Here is a 21348-nt window from a genome sequence, read left to right as displayed (position 1 = left end):
TGCGGGCGGTGACTGGTGATACGAGATCAAGAAGAGACGATGAGACAGCAGGGCGTGCACCCCGAAGACGCGGAGGGCACCTCCGAGGCCTCGTCACGCCCGGACACCGACGGCGTCGAGGAGAAGACGTCGGGCGAGCAGGCGAACGGATCCGCCTCCGCGACGGACCAGGAGCCCAGCCCCGAGGGCGAAGAGACCGCTCCTGAGACGTACGAAAACGAGAAGCAGCAGGTCAAGCAGGGCGCCGACTGCGCCGACGAAGCCCACGCCGATGAGGTCGAGGGCGACGAACCGCTGCTCCCGGCGCGCGTGCACCGTCCGTCCGACCTGATGCGGCTCCTGGTCGGCTTCCTCGCGATCATCGTGCTGCTCGCCATCGCCGCGTTCGCGCACGGCACCACCTCGGGCCTCGAACAGGACATCAACAAGGGCACGGGCCAGGCACCCGATCTGCTGATCAAGATCGCGGGACTGGCATCGAGCATCGCGATTCTTCTCGTGCCCGTCGCTTTCGCGATCGAGCGGCTGATCAAGCGGGACGGGCTGCGCATCGCCGACGGCGTCCTCGCCGCGGTCCTCGCGCACGGAGTGACACTCGCCACTGACCTTTGGGTCGCGAAGGCCGCCCCGGACTCCATCCAGGAAGCCCTCACCCAGCCCTCGCCGGGCGACATCCACGCCCTCACCGACCCCGTGCACGGCTATCTCGCACCGGTCATCGCGTACATGACGGCCGTGGGCATGTCCCGCAGACCGCGCTGGCGCGGAGTGCTGTGGGTGGTGCTGCTCCTCGACGCCTTCTCCATGCTGGTCACCGGCTATACGACACCGTTCTCGATCATCCTGACGGTGCTGATCGGCTGGACCGTCGCGTACGGGACGCTGTACGCGGTCGGCTCACCGAATGTGCGGCCCACCGGGCGCACACTGATGGCGGGCCTGCGGCACGTCGGCTTCCACCCGGTGAGCGCGGCTCGCGAGGAGGCGTCGGAGCCCACGGAGAACGGCGACCGCGGCCGACGCTACTTCGTCACCCTGGAGGACGGCCCGCCGCTGGACGTCACGGTCGTCGACCGGGAACAGCAGGCGCAGGGCTTCTTCTACCGCGTGTGGCGCCGGCTGACCCTGCGCGGCATCACCACACGCCGCAGTCTCCAGTCGCTGCGCCAGGCCCTGGAGCAGGAGGCGCTCCTCGCCTACGCGGCCATCGCGGCCGGAGCCAACGCGCCCAAGCTGATCGCGACCTCCGAACTCGGCCCGGACGCCGTGATGCTCGTCTACGAGCACACCGGCGGCCGCACCCTCGACTCGCTGCCCGACGCGGTCATCACCGACGACTTCCTGCGCGACACATGGCACCAGGTGCGGGCGCTGCAGTCCCGGCGCATCGCACACCGCAGGCTCGCGGGTGACGCGATTCTGGTGGATCGTTCCGGCACGGTGATCCTCACCGATCTGCGCGGCGGCGAGATCGCGGCCGGTGACCTGCTGCTGCGCATGGACATCGCCCAGCTGGTCACCACTCTCGGGCTGCGGGTGGGCGCCGAGCGCGCGGTGGCGTCGGCGGTCGGCGTCCTCGGCCCGGACGCCGTCGCGGACTGCCTGCCGATGCTGCAGCCGATCGCGCTGACGCGCTCCACGCGCGCGACGCTGCGGAAACTGGCCCGGGAGCGTGCGCAGCGCGAGCGCGACGCGGTCCTGGAGGCGTCCCGGCAGGACAAGCTGGCGCGCGCCGAGGAAACCAAGGAAGAGCCCGCGCCCGTATCGGAGAAACCCGGCAAGAAGGCCGTACGAGCCGAGCAGCGGGCCGAGAAGCGGGCGATCGACGAGGCTGTGGACGAGGCGCGCGAGGAGGATCTGCTCACCCAGATCCGTCACCAGGTGCTGCTGATCAGGCCGCAGGCTCCGGTCGAACCGGTCCGCCTGGAGCGGGTCCGGCCGCGCACGCTGATCAGTTTCATCGCCGGTGCGATCGGCGCGTACTTCCTGCTGACCCAGCTCACCCACATCGAGTTCGGGACCCTCTTCGACAACGCCGAGTGGGGCTGGGTCGCGGCGGCGGTGCTGTTCTCGGCACTGAGCTACTTCGCGGCGGCGATGGCCCTGCTCGGCTTCGTGCCCGAGCGGGTGCCGTTCCTGCGGGCCGTCGCGGCGCAGGTCGCCGGTTCGTTCGTGAAGATCGTGGCGCCCGCCGCTGTCGGCGGTGTCGCCCTGAACACGCGCTTCCTTCAGCGCGCCGGTGTACGGCCGGGACTCGCGGTGGCGAGCGTCGGCGCGTCGCAGCTGTTCGGGCTCGGCTGCCACATCCTGATGCTGTTGTCCTTCGGCTATCTGACCGGCACCGAGAAGACACCGTCCCTGTCGCCCTCCCGCACGGTCATCGCGGGTCTGCTGACGGTCGCGGTGCTGGTCCTTGTGGTGACGTCGGTGCCGTTCCTGCGCAAATTCGTCGTCACGCGCGTGAGGTCGCTGTTCGCGGGCGTGGTGCCGCGCATGCTCGACGTGCTGCAGCGGCCGCAGAAGCTGGTCACCGGCATCGGCGGCATGCTGCTGCTCACCGCCTGCTTCGTGATGTGCCTGGACGCGTCGATCCGCGCGTTCGGCCACGAGGAGCCCACGACGCTCAGCCTCGCCAGCGTCGCCGTCGTCTTCCTCGCCGGTAACGCGCTGGGCTCGGCGGCACCGACTCCCGGCGGTGTGGGCGCGGTCGAGGCGACCCTCACGGTCGGCCTGATCGCCGTCGGCCTCCCCAAGGAGGTCGCGGCGCCCGCGGTGCTGCTGTACCGGCTGCTGACACTGTGGCTGCCTGTACTGCCCGGCTGGCTGTTCTTCAACCATCTGACCCGCAAGGGCGCACTGTAGGCGCCCCTACGGCCCCTCCCCCAGGCGCCACGGCCCAGTCTGGTACGGACCTCGAGGCGCGCCCTCACCCACACGGCTCGCGCCCCGAGCGTCCCGCCCCGAGCGCCCGCAGGATGGGGACATGCCGAACCCTCCCCAGCTGCGCGCCGCTGCCTTGACCGTCGCCGCCGTCCTGCTGTCCTCATTGGTGACGGGTTGCGGCGACGGCTCCAAGGAGAAGGACCTGACGGCCCAGAAACTCAACTGGAAGGAGTGCCCGGCACCGTCCGAGTCCGAGGGTGGAGGCAACGCGCCCTCGCCCCTGCCCGGCGGTGCGCAGTGGCAGTGCGCCACGTTGAAGGCGCCTTTGGACTGGGCCAAGCCCAAGGGCGACACGATCGGGCTCGCGCTGATCCGGGCGAAGACGAGCGGCGAGCAGAGCAAGCGCATCGGCTCGCTCATCTTCAACTTCGGTGGCCCGGGCGGCTCGGGCGTCACCACTCTGCCCTCCTTCGCAGGGGACTACACCACCCTCCGCACCCGCTACGACCTGGTGAGCTTCGACCCGCGCGGCGTCGGCCGCAGCGCGGGCGTGGAGTGCGAGAACGACCAGCAGCTCGACGAGTTCTTCCAGCAGGACGCCACTCCCGACGACGCCGCCGAGCGGCAGAAGTTCCTGGCCAACACCAAGACGTTCAACGCGGCCTGCGAGAAGCACTCCGGCAAGACCCTGCCCCACGTACGCACCACGGACGCGGCCCGCGACATGGACCTGATGCGCCAGGTCCTCGGCGACGAAAAGCTGCACTATTTCGGCATCTCCTATGGCACGGAACTGGGCGGTGTGTACGCCCACTTGTTCCCCAAGAAGATCGGACGCGCCGTCTTCGACGCGGTCGTCGACCCGACGCAGAACTCGGAGCAGAGCTCGCTCGGGCAGGCCAAGGGCTTCCAGCTCGCGCTCGACAACTTCGCCCAGGACTGCACATCGAAGACAACCGACTGTCCGATCGGCGACACGGCGCAGCACGTCAAGGACCGCATCGCCACCCTGCTGACGGGCCTCGACAGCAAACCGATCCCCGGCGTCTTCCCGCGCGAGCTCACCCAGACCGCCGCGACCAACGGCATCGCGCAGGCGTTGTACTCCAAGGACTTCTGGGAGTATCTGACGGAGGGCCTGCAGCAGGCCTACGACGGTGACGGCAAGGTGCTGATGCTGCTGTCGGACTCGATGAACGGGCGCAGCGAGAACGGCCAGTACAGCAACATCACCGCGGCGAACATCTCCATCAACTGCGCCGACGACAAGCCGCGTTATACCCCGAACTACGTGGAGTCGAAGCTTCCGGCGTTCCGGACCGCCTCGCCGCTGTTCGGCGACTTTCTGGCGTGGGGCATGGTCAGCTGCACCGAGTGGCCCGTGGCTGGCGCCGCCGACCACCCCGACGTCAGCGCGGCCGGCGCGGCTCCGATCCTCGTGGTCGGCAACACAGGCGACCCGGCCACGCCGTACGAGGGCGCTCAGAAGATGGTGACCGCGCTGGGCAAGGGCGTCGGCGTCGAGCTGACCTACAAGGGCCAGGGGCACGGGGCCTACGACAGCAAGAACAAGTGCGTGCAAGGCGCCGTGAACGGCTATCTGCTGGAGGGAACCGTACCGTCCGCCGGAGCCGTCTGTTCCTAGAAAGTCGCAGGTCAAACGGTTATCCACAGGCTGCGACGGCTGTCGGCACTGGCGCCTACCATTGCTTGCATATGATCCGCGACCTCGGGCGGACCACGGGCGAGGGGGAAGCTCATGACACGTTTCGCACGGTGGACGGCGGCGGCCGCCGCCGCGTTGCTGGTGACCGGCTGTAGCAGCGGCTCGTCCGGTGACGGCAGGGACGAGGGGAAGAACAGCGACCGGCCGTCGGCCGCCGCACCTTCTTCCACCGCGTCGTCCGGACTGCCCGAATCGCTCACCTCACAAAAGCTCGGCTGGGGCCGCTGCAAAGGCACGTCGGACTCCGCCGCGCCGGGCAGCGACTGGCAGTGCGCCACGCTCAAGGTGCCGCTGGATTACGCGAAGCCGGACGGCAAGACGATCGGCCTCGCGCTGATCCGCTCGAAGGCAAGCGGCGGACAGAGCAAGCGCATCGGCTCGCTCCTGTTCAACTTCGGCGGCCCCGGCGGTTCGGGCATCTCCATGATGCCGTCGTACGGGGACATGGTCGGCGCGCTCCACGAGCGGTATGACCTGGTGAGCTGGGACCCGCGAGGGGTCGCCGCCAGCGAGGGCGTGCGCTGCCGCAGCGACAAGGCGATCCAGGCCTCCGAGTCGGTGGACGCCACTCCGGACGACTCCGCCGAGGAAGCGGCCTACCTCAAGGACGCCGCCGACTTCGGCAAGGGCTGCGAGAAGGCGGCGGGGAAGCTGCTGTCTCACGTCTCGACGACGGACACGGCCCGAGACATGGACCTGATGCGCCAGGTCCTCGGTGACCGGAAGATGCACTACTTCGGCATCTCCTACGGCACCGAACTGGGCGGGGTGTACGCCCACCTGTTCCCCAAGAACGTGGGGCGCCTGGTGCTGGACGCCGTCGTCGACCCGAGCGCCGACACCGTGGGCCACGCCAAGAACCAGACCCTGGGCTTCCAGCGCGCCCTTGACGACTACCTCAAGTCCACGGGCCAGGATCCCAAGCAGGGATCCCAGAAGATCGCGGACCTGCTGAAGCGGATCGACGCCAAGCCGCTGCCCACCTCCAGCGGGCGCGAGCTCACCCAGACACTGGCCCTCACCGGCATCGCCCTGCCGCTGTACAGCAAGGAGGGGTGGCCCCGCCTCACCAGCGCTCTGAAGGCGGCCGAGGACGGGGACGGTTCGCAGTTGCTGACCCTCGCCGACGGCTACAACGAGCGCGACACCTCGGGGCACTACGGCACGACGACCCATTCGCAACGGGTCATATCGTGCTTGGACGACAAGCAGCGGCCCACGGCCGAGGAGACGAAGAAGCTGCTGCCCGGGTTCGAGAAGATCTCGCCCGTCTTCGGCGACTCCATGGCCTGGGACACGGCGGGCTGGTGCCACGACTGGCCGGTGGCGGGTCAGTACGACAACCCGCAGGTCAGCGCGGACGGAGCGGAGCCGGTCCTGGTCGTCGGCAACACCGGGGACCCGGCGACGCCGTACGAGGGCGCCCGCAAGATGGCGGACGAGCTGGGCAGGGGCGTCGGCGTCGAGCTGACCTGGAAGGGCGAGGGCCATGGGGCGTACGGGAGTGGCAGCGACTGCGTCGTCTCGACGGTGAACAGCTACCTGCTGGAGGGAGCCGTGCCCAAGGACGGCAAGGTCTGCGCGTCGTAGACCTCGAGGGCCGGCACCATCGGCCCCGGCCCACGCGGGCAACGGGAAAGGGCCCGGCACACGCGGTGCCGAGCCCCTCCTCCGAGGAAGGCGTGCGCCTAGTACACGGGCTTGCTGGGCTCGATCTGGTTGACCCAGCCGATCACGCCGCCGCCGACGTGGACCGCGTCGGAGAAGCCCGCGGACTTCAGGACGGCGAGGACCTCGGCACTGCGGACACCCGTCTTGCAGTGCAGGACGATCTTCTTGTCCTGCGGCAGGGTCTCCAGGGCGGTTCCCATGAGGAACTCGTTCTTCGGAATCAGCTTGGCGCCGGGGATCGAGACGATCTCGTACTCGTTGATCTCGCGGACGTCGATGATCTCGATGTTCTCGCCGTCGTCGATCCACTCCTTGAGCTGCTTGGGAGTGATCGTCGAGCCGGCGGCCGCCTCCTGGGCCTCCTCGGACACGACGCCGCAGAAGGCCTCGTAGTCGATGAGCTCGGTGACGGTGGGGTTCTCGCCGCAGACGGCGCAGTTGGGGTCCTTGCGGACCTTGACCTGGCGGTACTGCATCTCGAGGGCGTCGTAGATCATCAGGCGGCCGACCAGCGGCTCACCGATGCCCGCGAGGAGCTTGATCGCCTCGTTGACCTGGATGGAGCCGATGGACGCGCACAGCACGCCCAGGACGCCGCCCTCGGCGCAGGAGGGGACCATGCCCGGCGGCGGGGGCTCCGGGTAGAGGCAGCGGTAGCAGGGGCCGTGCTCGGACCAGAAGACGGAGGCCTGGCCGTCGAAGCGGTAGATCGAGCCCCACACGTACGGCTTGTTGAGCAGCACGCATGCGTCGTTGACGAGGTAGCGGGTCGCGAAGTTGTCCGTGCCGTCGACGATCAGGTCGTACTGGCTGAAGATCTCCATCACGTTCTCGGCCTCGAGCCGCTCTTCGTGAAGGATCACGTTCACGTACGGGTTGATGCCCAGCACCGAGTCGCGCGCCGACTCGGCCTTGGAACGGCCGATGTCCGCCTGGCTGTGGATGATCTGGCGCTGCAGGTTCGACTCGTCGACCTCGTCGAACTCCACGATGCCGAGCGTGCCCACGCCCGCCGCGGCCAGGTACATCAGCGCCGGCGATCCGAGGCCGCCGGCGCCCACACAGAGCACCTTTGCGTTCTTCAGCCGCTTCTGCCCGTCCATGCCCACATCGGGGATGATCAGGTGGCGGGAGTACCTGCGGACCTCGTCTACGGTGAGCTCAGAAGCTGGCTCGACCAGGGGTGGCAGCGACACGGGGACTCCGTTGGTCGGTCAATCACTACAGTTGTTCTCCCCGTAACACTGCCACGCCCTTCTTCATTCCGAGACACCCGTTCCGATCCTCGAGACGATTTCGTCCCAGTAGCCGGGCATCGTCTCCCAGGGGTCGGCCCGCCCGCCGTGGTCGGTGCGGTCGGTGAAGTAGATAGTCGAGGCACCCTGCCAGCGGGCGATGCGCAGCGCCTCGTCCAGGTGGCCGCGCGGCACACCGTGTACGAAGTGGCAGAAGCGCTCGGGCGGGTAGTCGGCGGTCCACTCGGCGACCTGCGACCAGCGGTACTCGCTCCAGGGGCCGGAGAAGGTCACCAACTGGTCGGCGCTCTCGGCATACCCGGAGTACGGGTGGCCGCCGTGACCGAAGACGATGTGCGCGTCGTCCCTGAGTGCGCGGAGCGTGCTGACCGTGCGGCGGATCTCGGGGAGCGCGGCGCGCTCGGTGGGGCAGCGGCCCAGGAGGAACCCGTCGACCTGGTACCAGTCGAGATAGCGGTGGGCGTCCGAGACCAGCTCGCCGAAGGTGCGCGCCCCATAGGCGGCGTCCAGGTGACCGAGCACCCGGACTCGCGCGTTGCGCAGCCGTCCGGCGGCCTCCAGGCAGTGCGGGTCGGGGCGCGTGCCGGGACCGCCCGCCACGTTCAGGACGACCCAGTGCAAGGGGGCGCCGGGGCGGGTGAGTTCGCCCCACTCCAGGGGAGCGACGAGGGGGTGCGCATAGCCGGGGATGCCGAAGCCGAGGACTGAGTGCGTGCTCGCGGTGCCTGTCGGGGTGCTGGTCAGATACGGCATGCCGCCTCCATCCAGATGTCGGCGAGGGATTCCTCGAGGTTGATCCGGGGCCGCCAGCCGAGCCGGTCGCGTGCGGTGCGCACATCGGCCTGCTGCCAACTGCCGCAGCCGTCCGGGTAGGGATACGCGGCCGGAGCCGCGTGATCCGGTTCGGGGCGGGGGTGGCCGATGGTCGACCTGAGGGGTCCGGGCGGGCCGTCGAGTTCGTGCAGGGCGCCGCCGTAGCCGGCCACCCGGGCGAGGACGGCGGCGGCGTCGCGCAGGCGTACGGCACGGCCCGAGCCGATGTTGATCACGCCCTGTGCGGCGGAGAGCGAGGCGGCGTGCACGGCGCGGGCGACATCGCGTACGTCGATGAAGTCGCGTTGGACGCCGAGGCCGCCGAGTTTGAGTTCGCCGTCGCCGGACTGCATGGCGCGGCGCAGAGCTTCGGCGAGGCGGCCGAGCGGGGATCCAGCGGGCGTGCCGGGCCCGGCGGGCGAGAAGACGCGGAGTACGACGGCGTCGAGGCCCGAGCCGAGGACCAGTTCGGTGGCGGCGAGCTTGCTCACCCCGTAGGGGCCACCTGGGCGCGGGACGGCGTCCTCCGCGGTGGAGGAGCCGGGCTGGCTGGGCCCGTACTCGGCGCCGCAGCCGATCTGCACGAGCCGCGCCCCGCAGCCGCTGCGGCGCAGGGCCTCGCAGACGGTGGCGACGGCGATGGTGTTGTGCCGGGTCAGTTCGCGGGCGCCGCCGCGGGTGGCGCCCGCGCAGTTGATGACGACTCCGGGGTGCACCGCGTCCAGGAAGCGGGTGAGTGCGCCGGGGCTGCCCGAGGCGAGGTCGAACCGTACGTCGGCGTCGTCGCCCCGGCCGAGCGCGGTGAGCTGCACGGCCGGGTCGGCGAGCAGCCTGTCGGCGACGAATCGGCCGAGGTATCCGTTGGCTCCGATCAGCAGGACCCTCATCGGGCGGCTCCCGGGGCGGGCTTTCCGGTTCGGGAGGTGATCATCTGACGTTCTCCTTCGAGGTGATGCCATGGGTCGGGAGAGGGCCCGCGGTGTCGGCCCCGCGGGGTGCCTCTGGCAGGGAGGCGGCTTGCGCGTTGCGTCGGGGGTGATTCGAGCCGTCGTGCGTCTTCGCGGTGGTCGCCGAGCGCCCGCGGTCGGTGGGGGGCGGGGCCGTGCCGGTACATCCGCCGGTCGCAGTGCCGGCGCTTGCGTCGTGCTGAACTTGGCTGGGGTGGGCGACGGGCGTGCGCCGTACCGGCACGGCCCCTTGCGCCGGTACGGCGACTGCGGGCGCGTGGTGGCTTGCGGCCGCTGCGGACCGGCGCACGCCTGCGCTGCCGTGGCCCGTCACAGCGGCTCGCCCGACGGTGTCGCGTGGGCCGAGGCCCTGGTCAGGGTGCGGGTGGAGTGGATGAGGAGGACCAGGGCGGCCGCGCCGCACGTCAGAGCCGGTACGGCACTCGGTCCCCAGGCGCCGGCGACGGTCTCGACGGGGGTTGCCAGGAACGAGCAGCCGGGGAGTCGGCTCGCGAAGACGGTGGCGAGGGCGGCCGCCTCGGCCGTGCCCGCGACGGCGAGAACGAAGGCGGGGGCGTGCGTGAAGCCGCGTGCTGTCAGCAGCCGGGCGAGCAGCAGCAGCGCGCCGAGGGCACCGGCTCCTGCGGACGCGGGTGGCTCGTCCAGCGCCGCCGCGGACAGCGCGAGCAACCCGACCAGGGCGCACAGGAACAGGCCGAACGCCCCGAGGAGCAGGGGCTGTACGGAGGCGGCGAACTCCTCGAGGCCACGGCTGGCGGTCAGCCTGCGGCGGGCACGTACGGCGAAGAGATGGGCGCACCAGGCCCCCGGGGCGCAGGCGAGGGCGAGGGCCAGCAGGGGTGCGGTGGCCAGGGGCCAGGGACCCTCGGGGCCGCCTTCGAGGCCTGCGCTCAGCAGTCCGTCGCCGAGGAGGGCGTACGCGATGAGCCAGCATGTCCACGCGCGCGTGGCGCTCGTCGTGCGGTGACTGGTGCTCAGGGGGCCGCGGCGGAGGGCCCCCCGCAGGCCGAGCGCCACGGCGAGGGCGCCGACGGCCGCGACAGCGAGGCGCGGCTGCCCGTCGGTGCCGCGCAGCCCGACCACGGTTGCCGCACAGAGGGCGCCGGGCAGCAGGGCGAGCGCTGCCCAGTCGGCGCGCGCGCCGGGGCTTTTCGAAGGCATCGCGCGGTGCGCGGGCTCTCCGTCGCGCGGGACGCGCGCGTACATCTCCTCGGCGAGCGAGAACACGTCCCGGTGCCGGAAGCGCGCGGCGGTCCGGTCGGTCACGCCGTGTGCCTCCAGCCCCGCCGCGATCTCCAACGGGTCCACGGCACGTTCGCAGAGCTCGCGATGCCGGTGCATCAGGGCCTTCACGGGGTCTACTGCGCCCCGGCGCGCGGCGGGCTTGCGGGCGGCGCCCGGGAGTCCGGGCGCGCCGCTCGAACCGCCGGGCGCCACGTCGGCCCCCGCGTCCCCCTCGTCCCCACAAGGCGCGCCCGCCGGACCGGCGAGCTTCCCGGCCCCCGCGGCAGCGGACCCCGCAGCAGACTCCCCAAGGCTCACGGAGCCCGCAGTGGACCGCCCAGCGCTCGCGGAGCCGGAAACCGTGCCAGGCCCCCCAACAGTCACGTCCATCTCCCCGCCCCCCACAAGCCACTCCTCCGACCGCTCGTCCCGGGTCCCGGGCCGGTCAAGTTCGCCCAGTTCGCCCAGCCCGCTCGGGCCACCCGCACCGCCGGGTTCGCTCATCACGCCCCCTCCCCCGCCGGGACGGGAACCGTGGCCCGTACCGGCGCCCCCGCCGCCCAGCGGGGTCGTCCGGCGGTCATGAGGCGGGTCTCGGCCCAGCGGCCGGGTACGTGAGCCTCCGCGGGGACCCCGAAGGGCAACGGCTCCCCCTCGTCGTCCACGACCACCCGTCGTACCGGGGAGTGCGAAACGATCTCGAGGTAAATGCCGTGAAATGCCGCGATGTTCTGCTCGACGGTGAAGAGTTCGAGGGCGCGTGCGCGGGCGGCCGCGCCCAGGCGCTCACGGCGCTCGGGGTCGCGCAGCAGCGCCACGCACGCCTCTGCGAGCGCCCGCGGATTGCGTGGCGGCACGACGAGGCCCGTACCTCCGATGACTTCGACGACCGCGCCCACGTCCGTGGAGACCGTGGCGCGGCCGCAGAACATGGCCTCGACGAGGCTGATCGGGAAGCCCTCGACGACGCTGGAGAGCACGATCACCGCTCCGGAGGCGTATGCCTCCGCCAGACTCGGAACCTCCGGGGCGCCGATCTCCTCGAACGACACGGGGTTGTCGCCGACCGCGTGCACGCCCTCCGCCTCGTCGGGGAAGAGCTGCGCGGCCAGTGCCTTGCAGTGGGCGAGATAGGCCGCGCCGTCCGGCACGTCGGCGGGGGCGCCGACGATCCGCAGCCGGGTCTTCGGTTGCTCCTTGCGGATCTCGGCGAACGAGTGCAGCAGCGAGATCAGGTCCTTGGCCGGTTCGATGCGGCCGACCCACACCAGCGTGTCGGCGTCGACGCATCTGCCGCCTTCCGCGCTCTCCCCCACCTCCGCGAAGCGCGACGCCTCCATGCCGGGATAGACCGTGCGTAATTTCGCGCGGTCGGCACCGCAGCGCTCCTGCCAGCGGCGGGCGTGTGTGTTGCCGGGCGTGATGAGCGCGGCGGCGCGGTAGACCTCGGCGGCGAGCCGGCCGTGGAACGCGGCGAGCAGCGCCCGTACGGCGGGGACCTCCTCGACGGTGGCGGCGGCGAGGTAGTGCGCCCGCAGCGGTACGCCGTACTCCGTGACCAGCAGGGGTACTCCGGAGAAGTGCCGGGCGAGGAGGCCGGGCAGCGCCGCCGCGCCGCCGGCCGTGGCGTGGCACAGGTCGACCGAGTCGAGTCCGTCGCCCTCATACCAGTCAAGGGACAGGGAGCGCAGCGCGCGTTCGATGTGCGCGGCGACGGAGAGGAGATCCGGCACGCGCGCGGCGCGCGCGGTGCCCAGTGCGCCGGGCGCGCGACACGCGCGCTCCAGCGCGCGCACGGCGACCTCGGACCGCAGCGCGCCGACCAGGCCACGCTCCTCCCGGGCGAGTTCGGCGAGCCCGTACAGAGCGCTGGCGAAACGGTCCGCCTCAACGCCGTCGGCAGCCACCGGGCCACCGAGAGCCCCCGAACCGCCGGCGAACTCCGCCGAGTCGGCAGACCCGGCCACCGGCGCCCCGCACACCGCCGCGGCCAGCTCCCCGTACGCGTCCGCGAACCGCCGTCGCGCCCGGCGTCCGTATGCCACCCCGTCGTCCTCGGCCTTCCACAGCGGCGCCGTCCGTACGCGGCTGACCTGGGGCGGCAGCTGGATCCAGCCCTCGCCCTCCTGCCGCTCGCTGCGACTGAGCGCGTAGATGTCGAACTCGTGCTGCCCAAGCCCGCGCACGAGCCGGTCGCACCAGAGCCTGGCGTCACCGCTCACATACGGATAGCCACCCTCCGTAAGCAGTCCGATGCGCACGAGTGCACCCCCGATCTCCCGTATGGGGAGCCGCCGTTGACCCGGCGGCTCGCAGCGGGACGAACGTATGCGGACATGACGGTGGCGCGACGGACGGTTGTCCATCGCGCCACCAAAAGGGGTGAACGGTCGTAACTTTCCCATGCGGACCGCGTTCCGTCGCGCTAAGGGATCAAGCAGTTACGTTTCGTTGTGCTCGGCCGGCCCTCCCCTCACACCGCGGTCAGCTCCCTGCGGGCGGTGCGGCGCTGTGCCGCGACCCCGGGATCGAGCGCTGGTACGGCGGCCAGCAGTTGCTTCGTATAGGGGTCCCGCGGGGACTCGTACACCTCGTCGGCGGGCCCGTACTCGACGATCCGGCCGCTCCGCATGACCGCCACCCGGTCGCTGACCTGGCGTACCACCGCGAGGTCGTGCGCCACGAACACCAGCGCGAGCCCGAGCTCCCGCTGCAACTCTCCCAGCAGGGCGACCACTTGGGCTTGCGTGGTGACGTCGAGCGCGGAGACCGGCTCGTCGCACACGATGGCGCGAGGTTCGGCGGCGAGCGCCCGCGCGATGCCGACGCGCTGGCGCTGTCCGCCGCTGAACTCGTGCGGGTAGCGGTCGTAGTGCGCCGCCTCGAGTCCCACGCGCTCCAGCAGTTCCCTCACGCGCCCCCGGATGCGCCCCTCGTCCCGCTCGCCGCGCGCCCGCAGCGGGTCGGCGATGGACTCGCCCACGCTCCGGCGCGGGTTGAGGGAGGACACCGGATCCTGGAAGACCATCTGCACCGAGGGGCTCACGCCGGACTGTTCGCGCCCCTCGTAACGCACCACGCCGCTCGTGGGCTCCAGCAGCCCCACCAGCATCCGCCCCAGGGTCGTCTTACCGCTGCCGCTCTCGCCGACGATGCCGAGGGTCTCGCCCCGGTGGATCGCCAAGGAGACGTCGCCGACCGCCGCGAACTGCCGCTTTCCCCGCCCGAATGCGCGCCGCAGCTCCACCGCTTCGAGAACGATCTCGTCCGACATGCCACCGTCCGAGACACGCGGCGCGTCCACGCGCGGCACCGCGCCCAGCAGCTCCCGCGTGTACGTCTCCCGGGGCGCCCCGAGGACCGCTCCGACCGTCCCGCGCTCGACCGCGCGCCCGTGCCGCATGACGAGGATCTCGTCCACGCTCTCGGCGGCGACGCCGACATCGTGGGTGACCAGCAGCAGGCCCAGCCCGGTCTCCTCGCGCAGGGTGTGCAGGAGGTCGAGGATCTGGGCCTGGACGGTCACGTCGAGGGCTGTGGTCGGCTCATCGGCTATCAGCAGGTCGGGTTCGCAGGCCAGGGCCATGGCGATGAGGGCGCGTTGGCGCATGCCGCCGCTGAACTCGTGCGGGCGCGAGCGGGCGCGCCGGGCCGCGTCCGGTATGCCGACGCGGTCGAGCACCTCGACGGCACGCGCGCGTGCGGCGCGTCGGGACGCCTTCACGTGCACCCGGTACACCTCGGCGATCTGGTCGCCGACCGCGTAGTACGGGTCGAGGGACGACAGCGGGTCCTGGAAGACCATGGCGGCCTTTCCGCCGCGCAGCCGCCGCAGCTCCTCGTCGGAGGCCCGCTGCACGTCCACGCCCGCCACGCGCACCGCCCCGCCGACCCGCGCTCCCGTGCCCCGGTGCAGCGCCAGCAGGGCGGACGCCACGGTGGACTTGCCGGAACCGGACTCGCCGACCAGACCGAGCGCGGCGCCCTTCTCCAGCCGGAAGGAGAGCCCGTCGACGGCGCGCAGGTCCCCGAACTCGACCGAGAGGTCGCTGACCTCGACCAGGCTGCCGCCGGCTTCCACGAGACTCACGTAAGCACCACCCGTCGGTCGGCCACCGCGTACAGAACGTCCGCGACGGCGCTGGCCAGGACCACGAAGAAGCCGGTCACCAGCACCACGCCGACGACCACCGGCAGGTCGACGACCTGCACCGCATGCACGAGTTCGCGCCCGAGCCCCGGCAGGCCGAACATGGACTCGGTGAGCACGGCACCGCCGATCGCCCCTCCGAAGTCATTCGCGTTCAGCGCGATGACCGGCGCGACGGCACCCCGCAGGGCGTGCCGCCCGATGATCGCGCGCTCCCCCACGCCGTACGCGCGGAACGTGCGCACATGGTCCTCGGCGAGCGTCTCCAGCATCGAGGCGCGGGTCAGCCGGGCGTACTTGGCGGACTCGATCAGCGCGAGTGCGAGCCACGGGAGCAGCAGGTTCCACGCCCACTGCTCGGGGTCCTCGGTGAAGGGCACGTACTGCGGGAAGGGGAGCCACTGCAACTGTCCGCAGACGACGATCATCAGCAGCAGGCCGATGACGAAGACGGGCGTGGCCGTGCCGGCGAGGGTGACGGCGGTCAGCACCCGCTCGGTGACCCTGCCGCGCCGCCACGCGGACAGCACGCCGGTGCCGACCCCGATGACCAGCCACAGCACCATCGCGCCGAACACCAGCGACAGGGTGACCGGGAGCTTCGCCCAGATCAGCTGGGTGACCTGCTGGTCGCCCTGGTACGACAGGCCGAGGCAGGGCGCTCCGCAGTGCTGCACCGACGTGCCCGTCGAGTAGTCCTGGCCGACGAAGATGCCCTCGATGAAGTGCCAGTAGCGCAGGTACAGCGGATCGCCGAGTTTCAGCTGCTCGGCCACCTGGTGCACTTGCGCGGGCGAGCAGCGCGGTCCGCAGGTGATCTGCGCGACGTTGCCGGGGGCGACATAGAAGACGAGGTAGATGATCACGGAGATCGCGAGCAGGGTGACGACGGCACCGATCAGGCGCCGTACGACGAATCCCGTGAAACCGCTCGGTCCGGGGAGGCCGCTCATGCCTTGGCCTCCCGCTTGCGTCCCGTGCCGACGCGCAGCCGCGAGGCCGCGCGCGGGTCGAGTGCGGTCCGTACGCCGTCGCCCAGCACGGTCAGCGCGAGCACGGTGATGAACAGCGCGCCCGCCGGCAGCAGCAGATACTGCGGCGCCGCCTGGTACCAGACGTCGGCCGCAGTGAGCATCTGCCCCCAGGACGGCGTCGGCGGCTTCACACCGACGCCGAGGAAGCTGAGTGCCGCCTCGACGGTGATGTTCAGGGGGACGAGCAGGGCGGCGTACGTGATGACGGGCGCGGCCAGCGCGGGCAGCAGTTCGCGGCGGGCGACCCGCCAGGAGCCCCAGCCGCTGAGCCGGGCGGCGGCCACGTAGTCGAGCTCTTTGAGCGTGAGCGTATGGGCCCGCACGATCTTCGCGGTGGAGCCCCAGGCCACCAGGCCGATGATGAGCGCGACCAGGAGGGGCCGCGGGAAGCCGCTGGGCACGATCGCGAGCAGGGCGAGGGACATGATCATCAGTGGCATGGCGACGATGATGTCCGTGACCCGGCTCAACAGTTGATCAACCCATTGATTGCCCAGGCCGGCCGCGACACCGACCACGATCCCGATGAAGACCTGGACCAGCGTCGCCGCGAGCGCGACACCGAGGGAGACGCGGGCGCCGTACACCAGTCGGGCGAAGAGGTCACGGCCCGTCTGCGGCTCGATGCCGAGCCAGTGCTCGCCGCTGACGCCGCCGAGCGGTCCGACGGGCACGCCGCCGCGCGCCGAGTCGATCAGCGAAGGATGGTACGTGGTCGGGTCCTGGCCCTCGATCGCCGTGAGCAGCGGTGCGGCGAGGGCGACCAGGACGAGCAGCGCGACGACGCACGCCGCGACGAGAGCGGCCCGCTGCGTGCGCAGCCGCCGCCAGAACTGACGGGCCCCCGAGGCGCCCGGGACGGACGGGTCCGTCCCGGGCGCCTGAGAGGCGAGAAGTGCCTCGCTCACGGTGCTACTTCACCGCGACCTGGGAGATGTCCAGAACGCCGGTCCAGTCGCTGATCACGATGTTCTTGACGCCCTTGCCGTACAGCCGCTTGTAGACGGGGTGGAACAGCGGCACGGTCAGCGCCTGCTCACCGATCTTCTTGTCCAGTGCGCCCCAGCGCTTGGCGGCCTCGTCAAGATCGGTCAACTTGTTGATCGCGTCAATCTCGTCATTGACCGACTTGTCATTGAGGAAGCCGGTGTTGAAGTTCGCGCCGTCCTTGACGATCTGCCGGCCGTCGAAGATCGGGGCCAGGAAGGGACCACCCGAGGGCCAGTCGGCACCCCAGTGGGCGAGGAACAAGCCGGGCTCGGTCTTGACGCTGTGGATCTTGTCCTTGTAGTCGTTGATCTCCAGCCCCTGGAGCTTGACGGTGATGCCGGCCTTCTTGAGCGCGTCCTGGATCGCGGTCGCGATCTCCGGGCTGGTCTCGAAGTCCTTCTCGTTGGAGTGCGTGAGCGTGATGGTGAGCCCGTTCGCGTAACCGGCCTCCTTCAGCAGCTCCTTGGCCTTGGCCGGGTTGCCGGACTTGCCCGCCGGGAAGAGGTCGTACGGCGTGTAGCCGAAGGACTTCTGGTTGGGCAGGTACGTCGTCGCGGGTTCGGCGAGCGATGAGCCGCCCGCCGCGTTGATCACCGAGCTGCGGTCGATGGCGTACGAGATCGCCTGGCGCACCTTCGGGTTGTCGAACGGCTTCACCTTGGGGTTGAAGGCGAGGTAGTTGGTGTAGCCGAAGTGCCCGGTGCCGACGCGCGAGGCCAGCTCCTTGTCACCCGTCACCTTGGCGAGCTCGGCCGGGCCGAGGTTGGTGTCCGTGGTGACGGCGGTGGCGTCCGCACTCTGGGACGAGGACAGCCGCTGGTTGATCACGGACGAGTCCAGACCCGACCGTACGTCGATCGTGTCCGGGTACGCCTTGCGCTCGGCGTCCGTCGAAGCCGACCAGTACGTGTTGCGCGCCAGAGTGAGCCGCTCGCCGTCGTTCTCGTTCTTGACGACCTTGTACGGGCCCGAGGAAACCGGGTGCTCCTCGTACTTCGTGCCCTTGTCCTTGGCCTTCGGGACGGGCGTGAACTGGGTCTGCGTGGCGAGGTAGGGGAACTCGCCCTCGGGCTTGTCGAGGTGGAAGACGATGGTCAGGTCGTCCGGGGTCTCGATCGAGCCGAGCCCCTTCTTGTCCTTGTAGGGGCCCTGGTAGTCGGCCCCGCCGATCAGCCAGTCCCGCAAGTAGGGCGCACCGCCGGAGAGTTCGGCGGCGAAGGAGCGCTCGATGCCGTACTTGATGTCGGCGGAGGTGATCGGCGTGCCGTCCTCGTACTTGAGGCCCTTCTTCAGGGTGTACGTCCACACGGTCGCGTTCTTGTTCGGGCGGCCGGTGTCCGTGGCGAGGTCGGGGACGACCTTGGCGCCGGCGGCGCCGCTCTCACGGTTGCGCGTGGTGAGCGTACGGAAGACGAGGGAGGGGACGTTGCCCCCGCCGGAGGTGTAGAGCCGCGCGGGGTCGAAATCCGTCTGCGGCTCGGAGTTCAGGACGGTGAGCGTGCCGCCCTTCTGCGGCTTGGAGTCGCCACCGGAGCTCTTGGCATCGTTGTCCTTCGGCCCGCATGCGGCGGCGCCCGCTGCCAAGACCAGGCTGACGGATGTCGCGGCCACGCGGCGCGCTATGACGGACTGATGACGCATCGGAAGACGACCTCTCGAATGGTGAGACGGATTGACGCGGAGTGAGACGGAGGAGAGCGCAGCTCGCCCAAGGCGTCAGGCGTCGAAATCCGACCGGACCGGAAAGAGGCACGGGCGCACGGAAACGAAACGAGGGAAAAGCGACGCACTCGCCAGGGGCGGGCGTCAGCGACAGTGAATGTCGGCCACGCAGATCGCGGTCACACCGATCAGCGCCAGCTCAATGGCGGCGCGGGCGGAGATGTGACGAGGCGACATGCGGAGAAATATGAACGAACTTTCGGCGCATGTCAACGTGAGTCGTGGGGCTCCTGTCAACTCCCGGGATAGGGCCACGGGTTGGCCCGGCAGTGGATCCCGTCGTGGTCGAGGAACTTGGTCTGCTGCTGCATGACCGGGGCGAGTTCGCCGTCCTTGTCGCAGGTGACGTGCCCGTATCCGAGCCGGTGGCCGACCTCGTGGTTGACGAGCATCTGCCGGTAGGCGTGAATCTTGTCACCGTAGGTCTTGGAGCCCTGGGCCCAGCGGTACGCGTTGATCATGACGCGCTCGGTCGACGCCGAGTCGCACGACACGTTGTCCTCCGCGGTGTCGAGCCCTGACTTGGCGCACCACTTGGCGGTGGTGCCCGGACTCGCGAGCGTGATCACGAAGTCGGGCTTCCCGGAGGAGATCCGCTCGAAGGTACGGCCGCCGTTGTGGGCCCAACTCCGGTCGTCGTTCAGGGTTTTCTGCACGGCCTCGGCGAAGAGCGCGGCGTCGAGTCCGAGCCCCTGCTCCACGTCGACGCGGTAGGTGTACTTGCGGCCCTTGCCCGGAGCCTTGTCGAACCCGGGGACCGCGTCGAACTTCCCCGATCCCTTGAGCGTGGCGCCGAGCGCGTACGTCTTGGCCATCTTCTGGTCGTACGTCAGCGTCGCCGCGCCCGGCGTCCCCGACTGGGTCGGCCGGTCGTCCCCGCGCGAGGCGGAGCCGTGGGTCTCGCGGTCACCGCCATCGGCGGACTGCGCGCGGGCCCCGGAGTCCTGCTGCCCGGTGGCGACCTGCCCGGCCACGACGACGGCCAGCACGGTGGTCACCGCGGCCGCCGCGATCCCGGTGAACGCCCGCCCCTTGCCGCCCTTGCCCTTGGCCGGCTCCTCGGCCTCGGGCAGCGGCTTCTCGTCCGCCTCCGGGTCCCAGTCGGTGACGGAACCGTACGGGTCGGTGCGGTGGCCCGTCGCGGGGCGGGGCACGAAGACGTCGTCGTCCTCGTCGCGGTCGAAGGCGTCGACGTACGCCTGCCGGGGGCCACGCCCGGACTCCTGGCGCTGGCGGGGGATGCGGGGCCCGGGAGAGCCGGACGGCACACCGTGGGGGGCGCCGGGCGGCGCGCTCTGCGGGCCGCCTCCGAAGTCGCCCCAGCCGCCGCCCTGTTCACGCTGCTCCGGGTGACCGCCACGCACTCGGGGGACGCCGTGGGTGGCCGTGCCATCGGCCATACGCGGGACGCCGCCGGCCGGAGTCCCATCGGGAAAGCGGGGCACACCGTGCACCGGGGTCCCATCGGGGAACCGAGGCACACCGTGCACCGGGGTCCCATCCGGAAAGCGGGGCACACCGTGCGCCGGAGTCCCATCGGGAAGCCGCGGTACTCCCCGAGCCGGAGTCCCGTCCATCGCGGGCCGCTGCCCCATCGCCCCTGGCGGCGGAGCCGCCGCACGGCGAGGGGCACCGGGTATCTGCCCCGGCACCGCACCCCGGGCCGCAACGGCTTCCGGCGCCGAACCCGCGGGCCACTCCGAGGTATCCGCCTTGTCCGCGCGCCCGCGGCGGCTGTGACGTCCCACGCCCCGCTCAGCTCCCCGCACCGGAAGCGGACGCGGACGCGGAGACCGAGACGGAGTCGCAGCTGGACTCGCCTCTGTCCGTGAGGAGTTCACGGAACGCCGTGGCCACCGTCTGCGGGTGCTCCATCATCGCGACATGCCCCGCGTCCGGCAGGGACAGCAGCCGGGAGTCGCGAAAGGCGCGAGCCGCGCGCTGGGCCATGCGGTAGCCGACGAGCTGGTCGCGGCCGCCGTAGACGAGGAGTGTCGGCGCGAGCACCCGCTCGGCCTGGCGCCACAGCCCCTGCTGGCCGCCCAGCGTGTACGCGTTCACGAGACCGCGCGCCGAGCGAGCGAGGGCGTCCCAGAAATAGGGGAGGGCGAGCCGCCGCTCCATCTCGTCCACCGCCTCGCGGAACCCGTCGGGAGTCACGATGCTGGGATCGCCGTAACAAAGGGCCATGACCCCTCGTACGCGCTGCTCGGCGCTCCAGTCCTTGGTGAGCCGGGTGAACAGCCCCGCCACGCCGGGCAGCGCGAGCAGCGCGGTCGGCCACGCGGTGCGCTGTGCGCGCAGTTCCGGGAGGGCGGGCGAGATCAGTGTGAGCGTGCGGACCAGATCGGGCCGTACGGCCGCGACGCGCGTCGAAACGGCCCCGCCGAGCGAGTTCCCGAAGAGATGCACGGGCCCGCGCCCGGCCGCGTCGAGATACCGGATGACCGCGCGCGCGTGCCCGGTGATCGAGTAGTCCCCGTCGTCCGGCGGCGGGGAGTCCCCGAAACCGGGCAGATCGAGGGCCTCGTTGTCCAGGAGCCCGTCGAGCAGCGGCATCAGCGCCGACCAGTTCTGCGAGGAACCGCCCAGGCCGTGCACGTACAACGCGGCCGGCAGTCCCTCACGCGCCGGCGGTCTCGACCGCACCGTCAGCGTGATCCCCGGCAGCCCGACCGATCGCAGCCGCTCGCCCTCCGCGACCCTGACGGGACCGACCTTCGGCGTGACAGTGGTGGCCGGCAGGGACGGCAGCTCGGTCGAAGACATGCGGCAATGTTACGAGACGATCACGCACTGGCTCATGTGTTCGCCATCACAGATCGCGTGCGGATCGCATAGCGTCTCGATCGGGTGTCTCCTACGCTTCAGACGAGGGCACTCGTAGGCACACAGGAGCGCACTCGCACCG

General features: G+C 70.9%; 15 protein-coding genes. 3 read left to right on the top strand and 12 right to left on the bottom strand.

Annotation, left to right across the window (positions count from 1 at the left end; all coding sequences use genetic code 11):
* The first annotated feature begins 39 nt into the window (after positions 1 to 39).
* From AB0D27_RS10440 to AB0D27_RS10430, 3 genes are all read left to right on the top strand, one after another.
* Positions 40 to 2862, top strand: a complete 2823-nt coding sequence (locus AB0D27_RS10440) for a lysylphosphatidylglycerol synthase transmembrane domain-containing protein (RefSeq protein ID WP_362505009.1) — start codon at positions 40 to 42, stop codon at positions 2860 to 2862.
* A gap of 121 nt (positions 2863 to 2983) precedes the next feature.
* Positions 2984 to 4528 carry an alpha/beta hydrolase gene (locus tag AB0D27_RS10435; protein WP_362505006.1) on the top strand — a complete coding sequence of 515 codons (1545 nt, stop codon included), beginning with the start codon at positions 2984 to 2986 and terminating at the stop codon, positions 4526 to 4528.
* A 114-nt stretch (positions 4529 to 4642) separates the two neighbouring features.
* Complete coding sequence (locus tag AB0D27_RS10430; RefSeq protein WP_362505003.1) at positions 4643 to 6199, top strand: alpha/beta hydrolase; 1557 nt, start codon at positions 4643 to 4645, stop codon at positions 6197 to 6199.
* 98 nt (positions 6200 to 6297) lie between these two features.
* Here the strand turns inward: AB0D27_RS10430 and moeZ are convergent, their stop codons facing one another.
* The 12 genes from moeZ to AB0D27_RS10370 all read right to left on the bottom strand — a co-directional run bounded on the left by moeZ (position 6298) and on the right by AB0D27_RS10370 (position 21206).
* Positions 6298 to 7476 (bottom strand): adenylyltransferase/sulfurtransferase MoeZ, encoded by a 1179-nt coding sequence (gene moeZ / locus AB0D27_RS10425; RefSeq protein WP_362505000.1) that lies wholly within the window; start codon positions 7474 to 7476, stop codon positions 6298 to 6300.
* Between the two features lie 63 nt (positions 7477 to 7539).
* Positions 7540 to 8289 (bottom strand): spherulation-specific family 4 protein, encoded by a 750-nt coding sequence (locus tag AB0D27_RS10420; RefSeq protein ID WP_362504997.1) that lies wholly within the window; start codon positions 8287 to 8289, stop codon positions 7540 to 7542.
* On the bottom strand, positions 8277 to 9236 hold the full coding sequence (locus AB0D27_RS10415; RefSeq protein WP_362504994.1) for an NAD-dependent epimerase/dehydratase: 960 nt from the start codon (positions 9234 to 9236) through the stop codon (positions 8277 to 8279). Before AB0D27_RS10415 ends, AB0D27_RS10420 begins: the two co-directional genes overlap by 13 nt.
* A gap of 390 nt (positions 9237 to 9626) precedes the next feature.
* Complete coding sequence (locus AB0D27_RS10410) at positions 9627 to 10859, bottom strand: hypothetical protein (RefSeq protein WP_362504991.1); 1233 nt, start codon at positions 10857 to 10859, stop codon at positions 9627 to 9629.
* Between the two features lie 185 nt (positions 10860 to 11044).
* A complete protein-coding gene (locus AB0D27_RS10405) occupies positions 11045 to 12802 on the bottom strand; it encodes a DUF3492 domain-containing protein (protein WP_362504989.1) in 1758 nt (585 codons plus the stop codon).
* Between the two features lie 212 nt (positions 12803 to 13014).
* Positions 13015 to 14631: an ABC transporter ATP-binding protein gene (locus AB0D27_RS10400; protein WP_362504986.1), complete on the bottom strand. Its 1617-nt coding sequence runs from the start codon at positions 14629 to 14631 to the stop codon at positions 13015 to 13017.
* Positions 14628 to 15644 (bottom strand): ABC transporter permease, encoded by a 1017-nt coding sequence (locus AB0D27_RS10395; protein ID WP_362504983.1) that lies wholly within the window; start codon positions 15642 to 15644, stop codon positions 14628 to 14630. The genes AB0D27_RS10400 and AB0D27_RS10395 overlap by 4 nt, the downstream gene beginning before the upstream one ends.
* Complete coding sequence (locus AB0D27_RS10390; RefSeq protein WP_362504979.1) at positions 15641 to 16633, bottom strand: ABC transporter permease; 993 nt, start codon at positions 16631 to 16633, stop codon at positions 15641 to 15643. Before AB0D27_RS10390 ends, AB0D27_RS10395 begins: the two co-directional genes overlap by 4 nt.
* Positions 16634 to 16637: 4 nt before the next feature.
* Positions 16638 to 18356 (bottom strand): ABC transporter substrate-binding protein, encoded by a 1719-nt coding sequence (locus tag AB0D27_RS10385; protein ID WP_362504976.1) that lies wholly within the window; start codon positions 18354 to 18356, stop codon positions 16638 to 16640.
* Positions 18357 to 18521: 165 nt separating this feature from the next.
* On the bottom strand, positions 18522 to 18614 hold the full coding sequence (locus AB0D27_RS10380) for an Ms4533A family Cys-rich leader peptide (RefSeq protein WP_362504973.1): 93 nt from the start codon (positions 18612 to 18614) through the stop codon (positions 18522 to 18524).
* A 56-nt stretch (positions 18615 to 18670) separates the two neighbouring features.
* Positions 18671 to 20185, bottom strand: coding sequence for a DUF3152 domain-containing protein (locus AB0D27_RS10375; RefSeq protein WP_362504971.1), 1515 nt, complete (start codon positions 20183 to 20185; stop codon positions 18671 to 18673).
* Between the two features lie 7 nt (positions 20186 to 20192).
* Positions 20193 to 21206 (bottom strand): alpha/beta hydrolase, encoded by a 1014-nt coding sequence (locus tag AB0D27_RS10370; protein ID WP_362504968.1) that lies wholly within the window; start codon positions 21204 to 21206, stop codon positions 20193 to 20195.
* Between the last annotated feature and the right edge of the window lie 142 nt (positions 21207 to 21348).

Source organism: Streptomyces sp. NPDC048415 (assembly GCF_040651675.1).
Lineage (GTDB): Bacteria > Actinomycetota > Actinomycetes > Streptomycetales > Streptomycetaceae > Streptomyces.
Note: the sequence above shows the minus strand (reverse complement) of the source record. Positions and strands in the feature narration are given on the sequence as shown.

What these genes read in the sequence shown, in the direction of transcription:
- AB0D27_RS10440 (WP_362505009.1), top strand. Translation starts at nt 40, where the DNA reads ATGAGACAGCAGGGCGTGCACCCCGAAGACGCGGAGGGCACCTCCGAG.
- AB0D27_RS10435 (WP_362505006.1), top strand. Translation starts at nt 2,984, where the DNA reads ATGCCGAACCCTCCCCAGCTGCGCGCCGCTGCCTTGACCGTCGCCGCC.
- AB0D27_RS10430 (WP_362505003.1), top strand. Translation starts at nt 4,643, where the DNA reads ATGACACGTTTCGCACGGTGGACGGCGGCGGCCGCCGCCGCGTTGCTG.
- AB0D27_RS10420 (WP_362504997.1), bottom strand. Translation starts at nt 8,289, where the DNA reads ATGCCGTATCTGACCAGCACCCCGACAGGCACCGCGAGCACGCACTCA.
- AB0D27_RS10415 (WP_362504994.1), bottom strand. Translation starts at nt 9,236, where the DNA reads ATGAGGGTCCTGCTGATCGGAGCCAACGGATACCTCGGCCGATTCGTC.
- AB0D27_RS10395 (WP_362504983.1), bottom strand. Translation starts at nt 15,644, where the DNA reads ATGAGCGGCCTCCCCGGACCGAGCGGTTTCACGGGATTCGTCGTACGG.
- AB0D27_RS10385 (WP_362504976.1), bottom strand. Translation starts at nt 18,356, where the DNA reads ATGCGTCATCAGTCCGTCATAGCGCGCCGCGTGGCCGCGACATCCGTC.
- AB0D27_RS10380 (WP_362504973.1), bottom strand. Translation starts at nt 18,614, where the DNA reads ATGTCGCCTCGTCACATCTCCGCCCGCGCCGCCATTGAGCTGGCGCTG.
- AB0D27_RS10370 (WP_362504968.1), bottom strand. Translation starts at nt 21,206, where the DNA reads ATGTCTTCGACCGAGCTGCCGTCCCTGCCGGCCACCACTGTCACGCCG.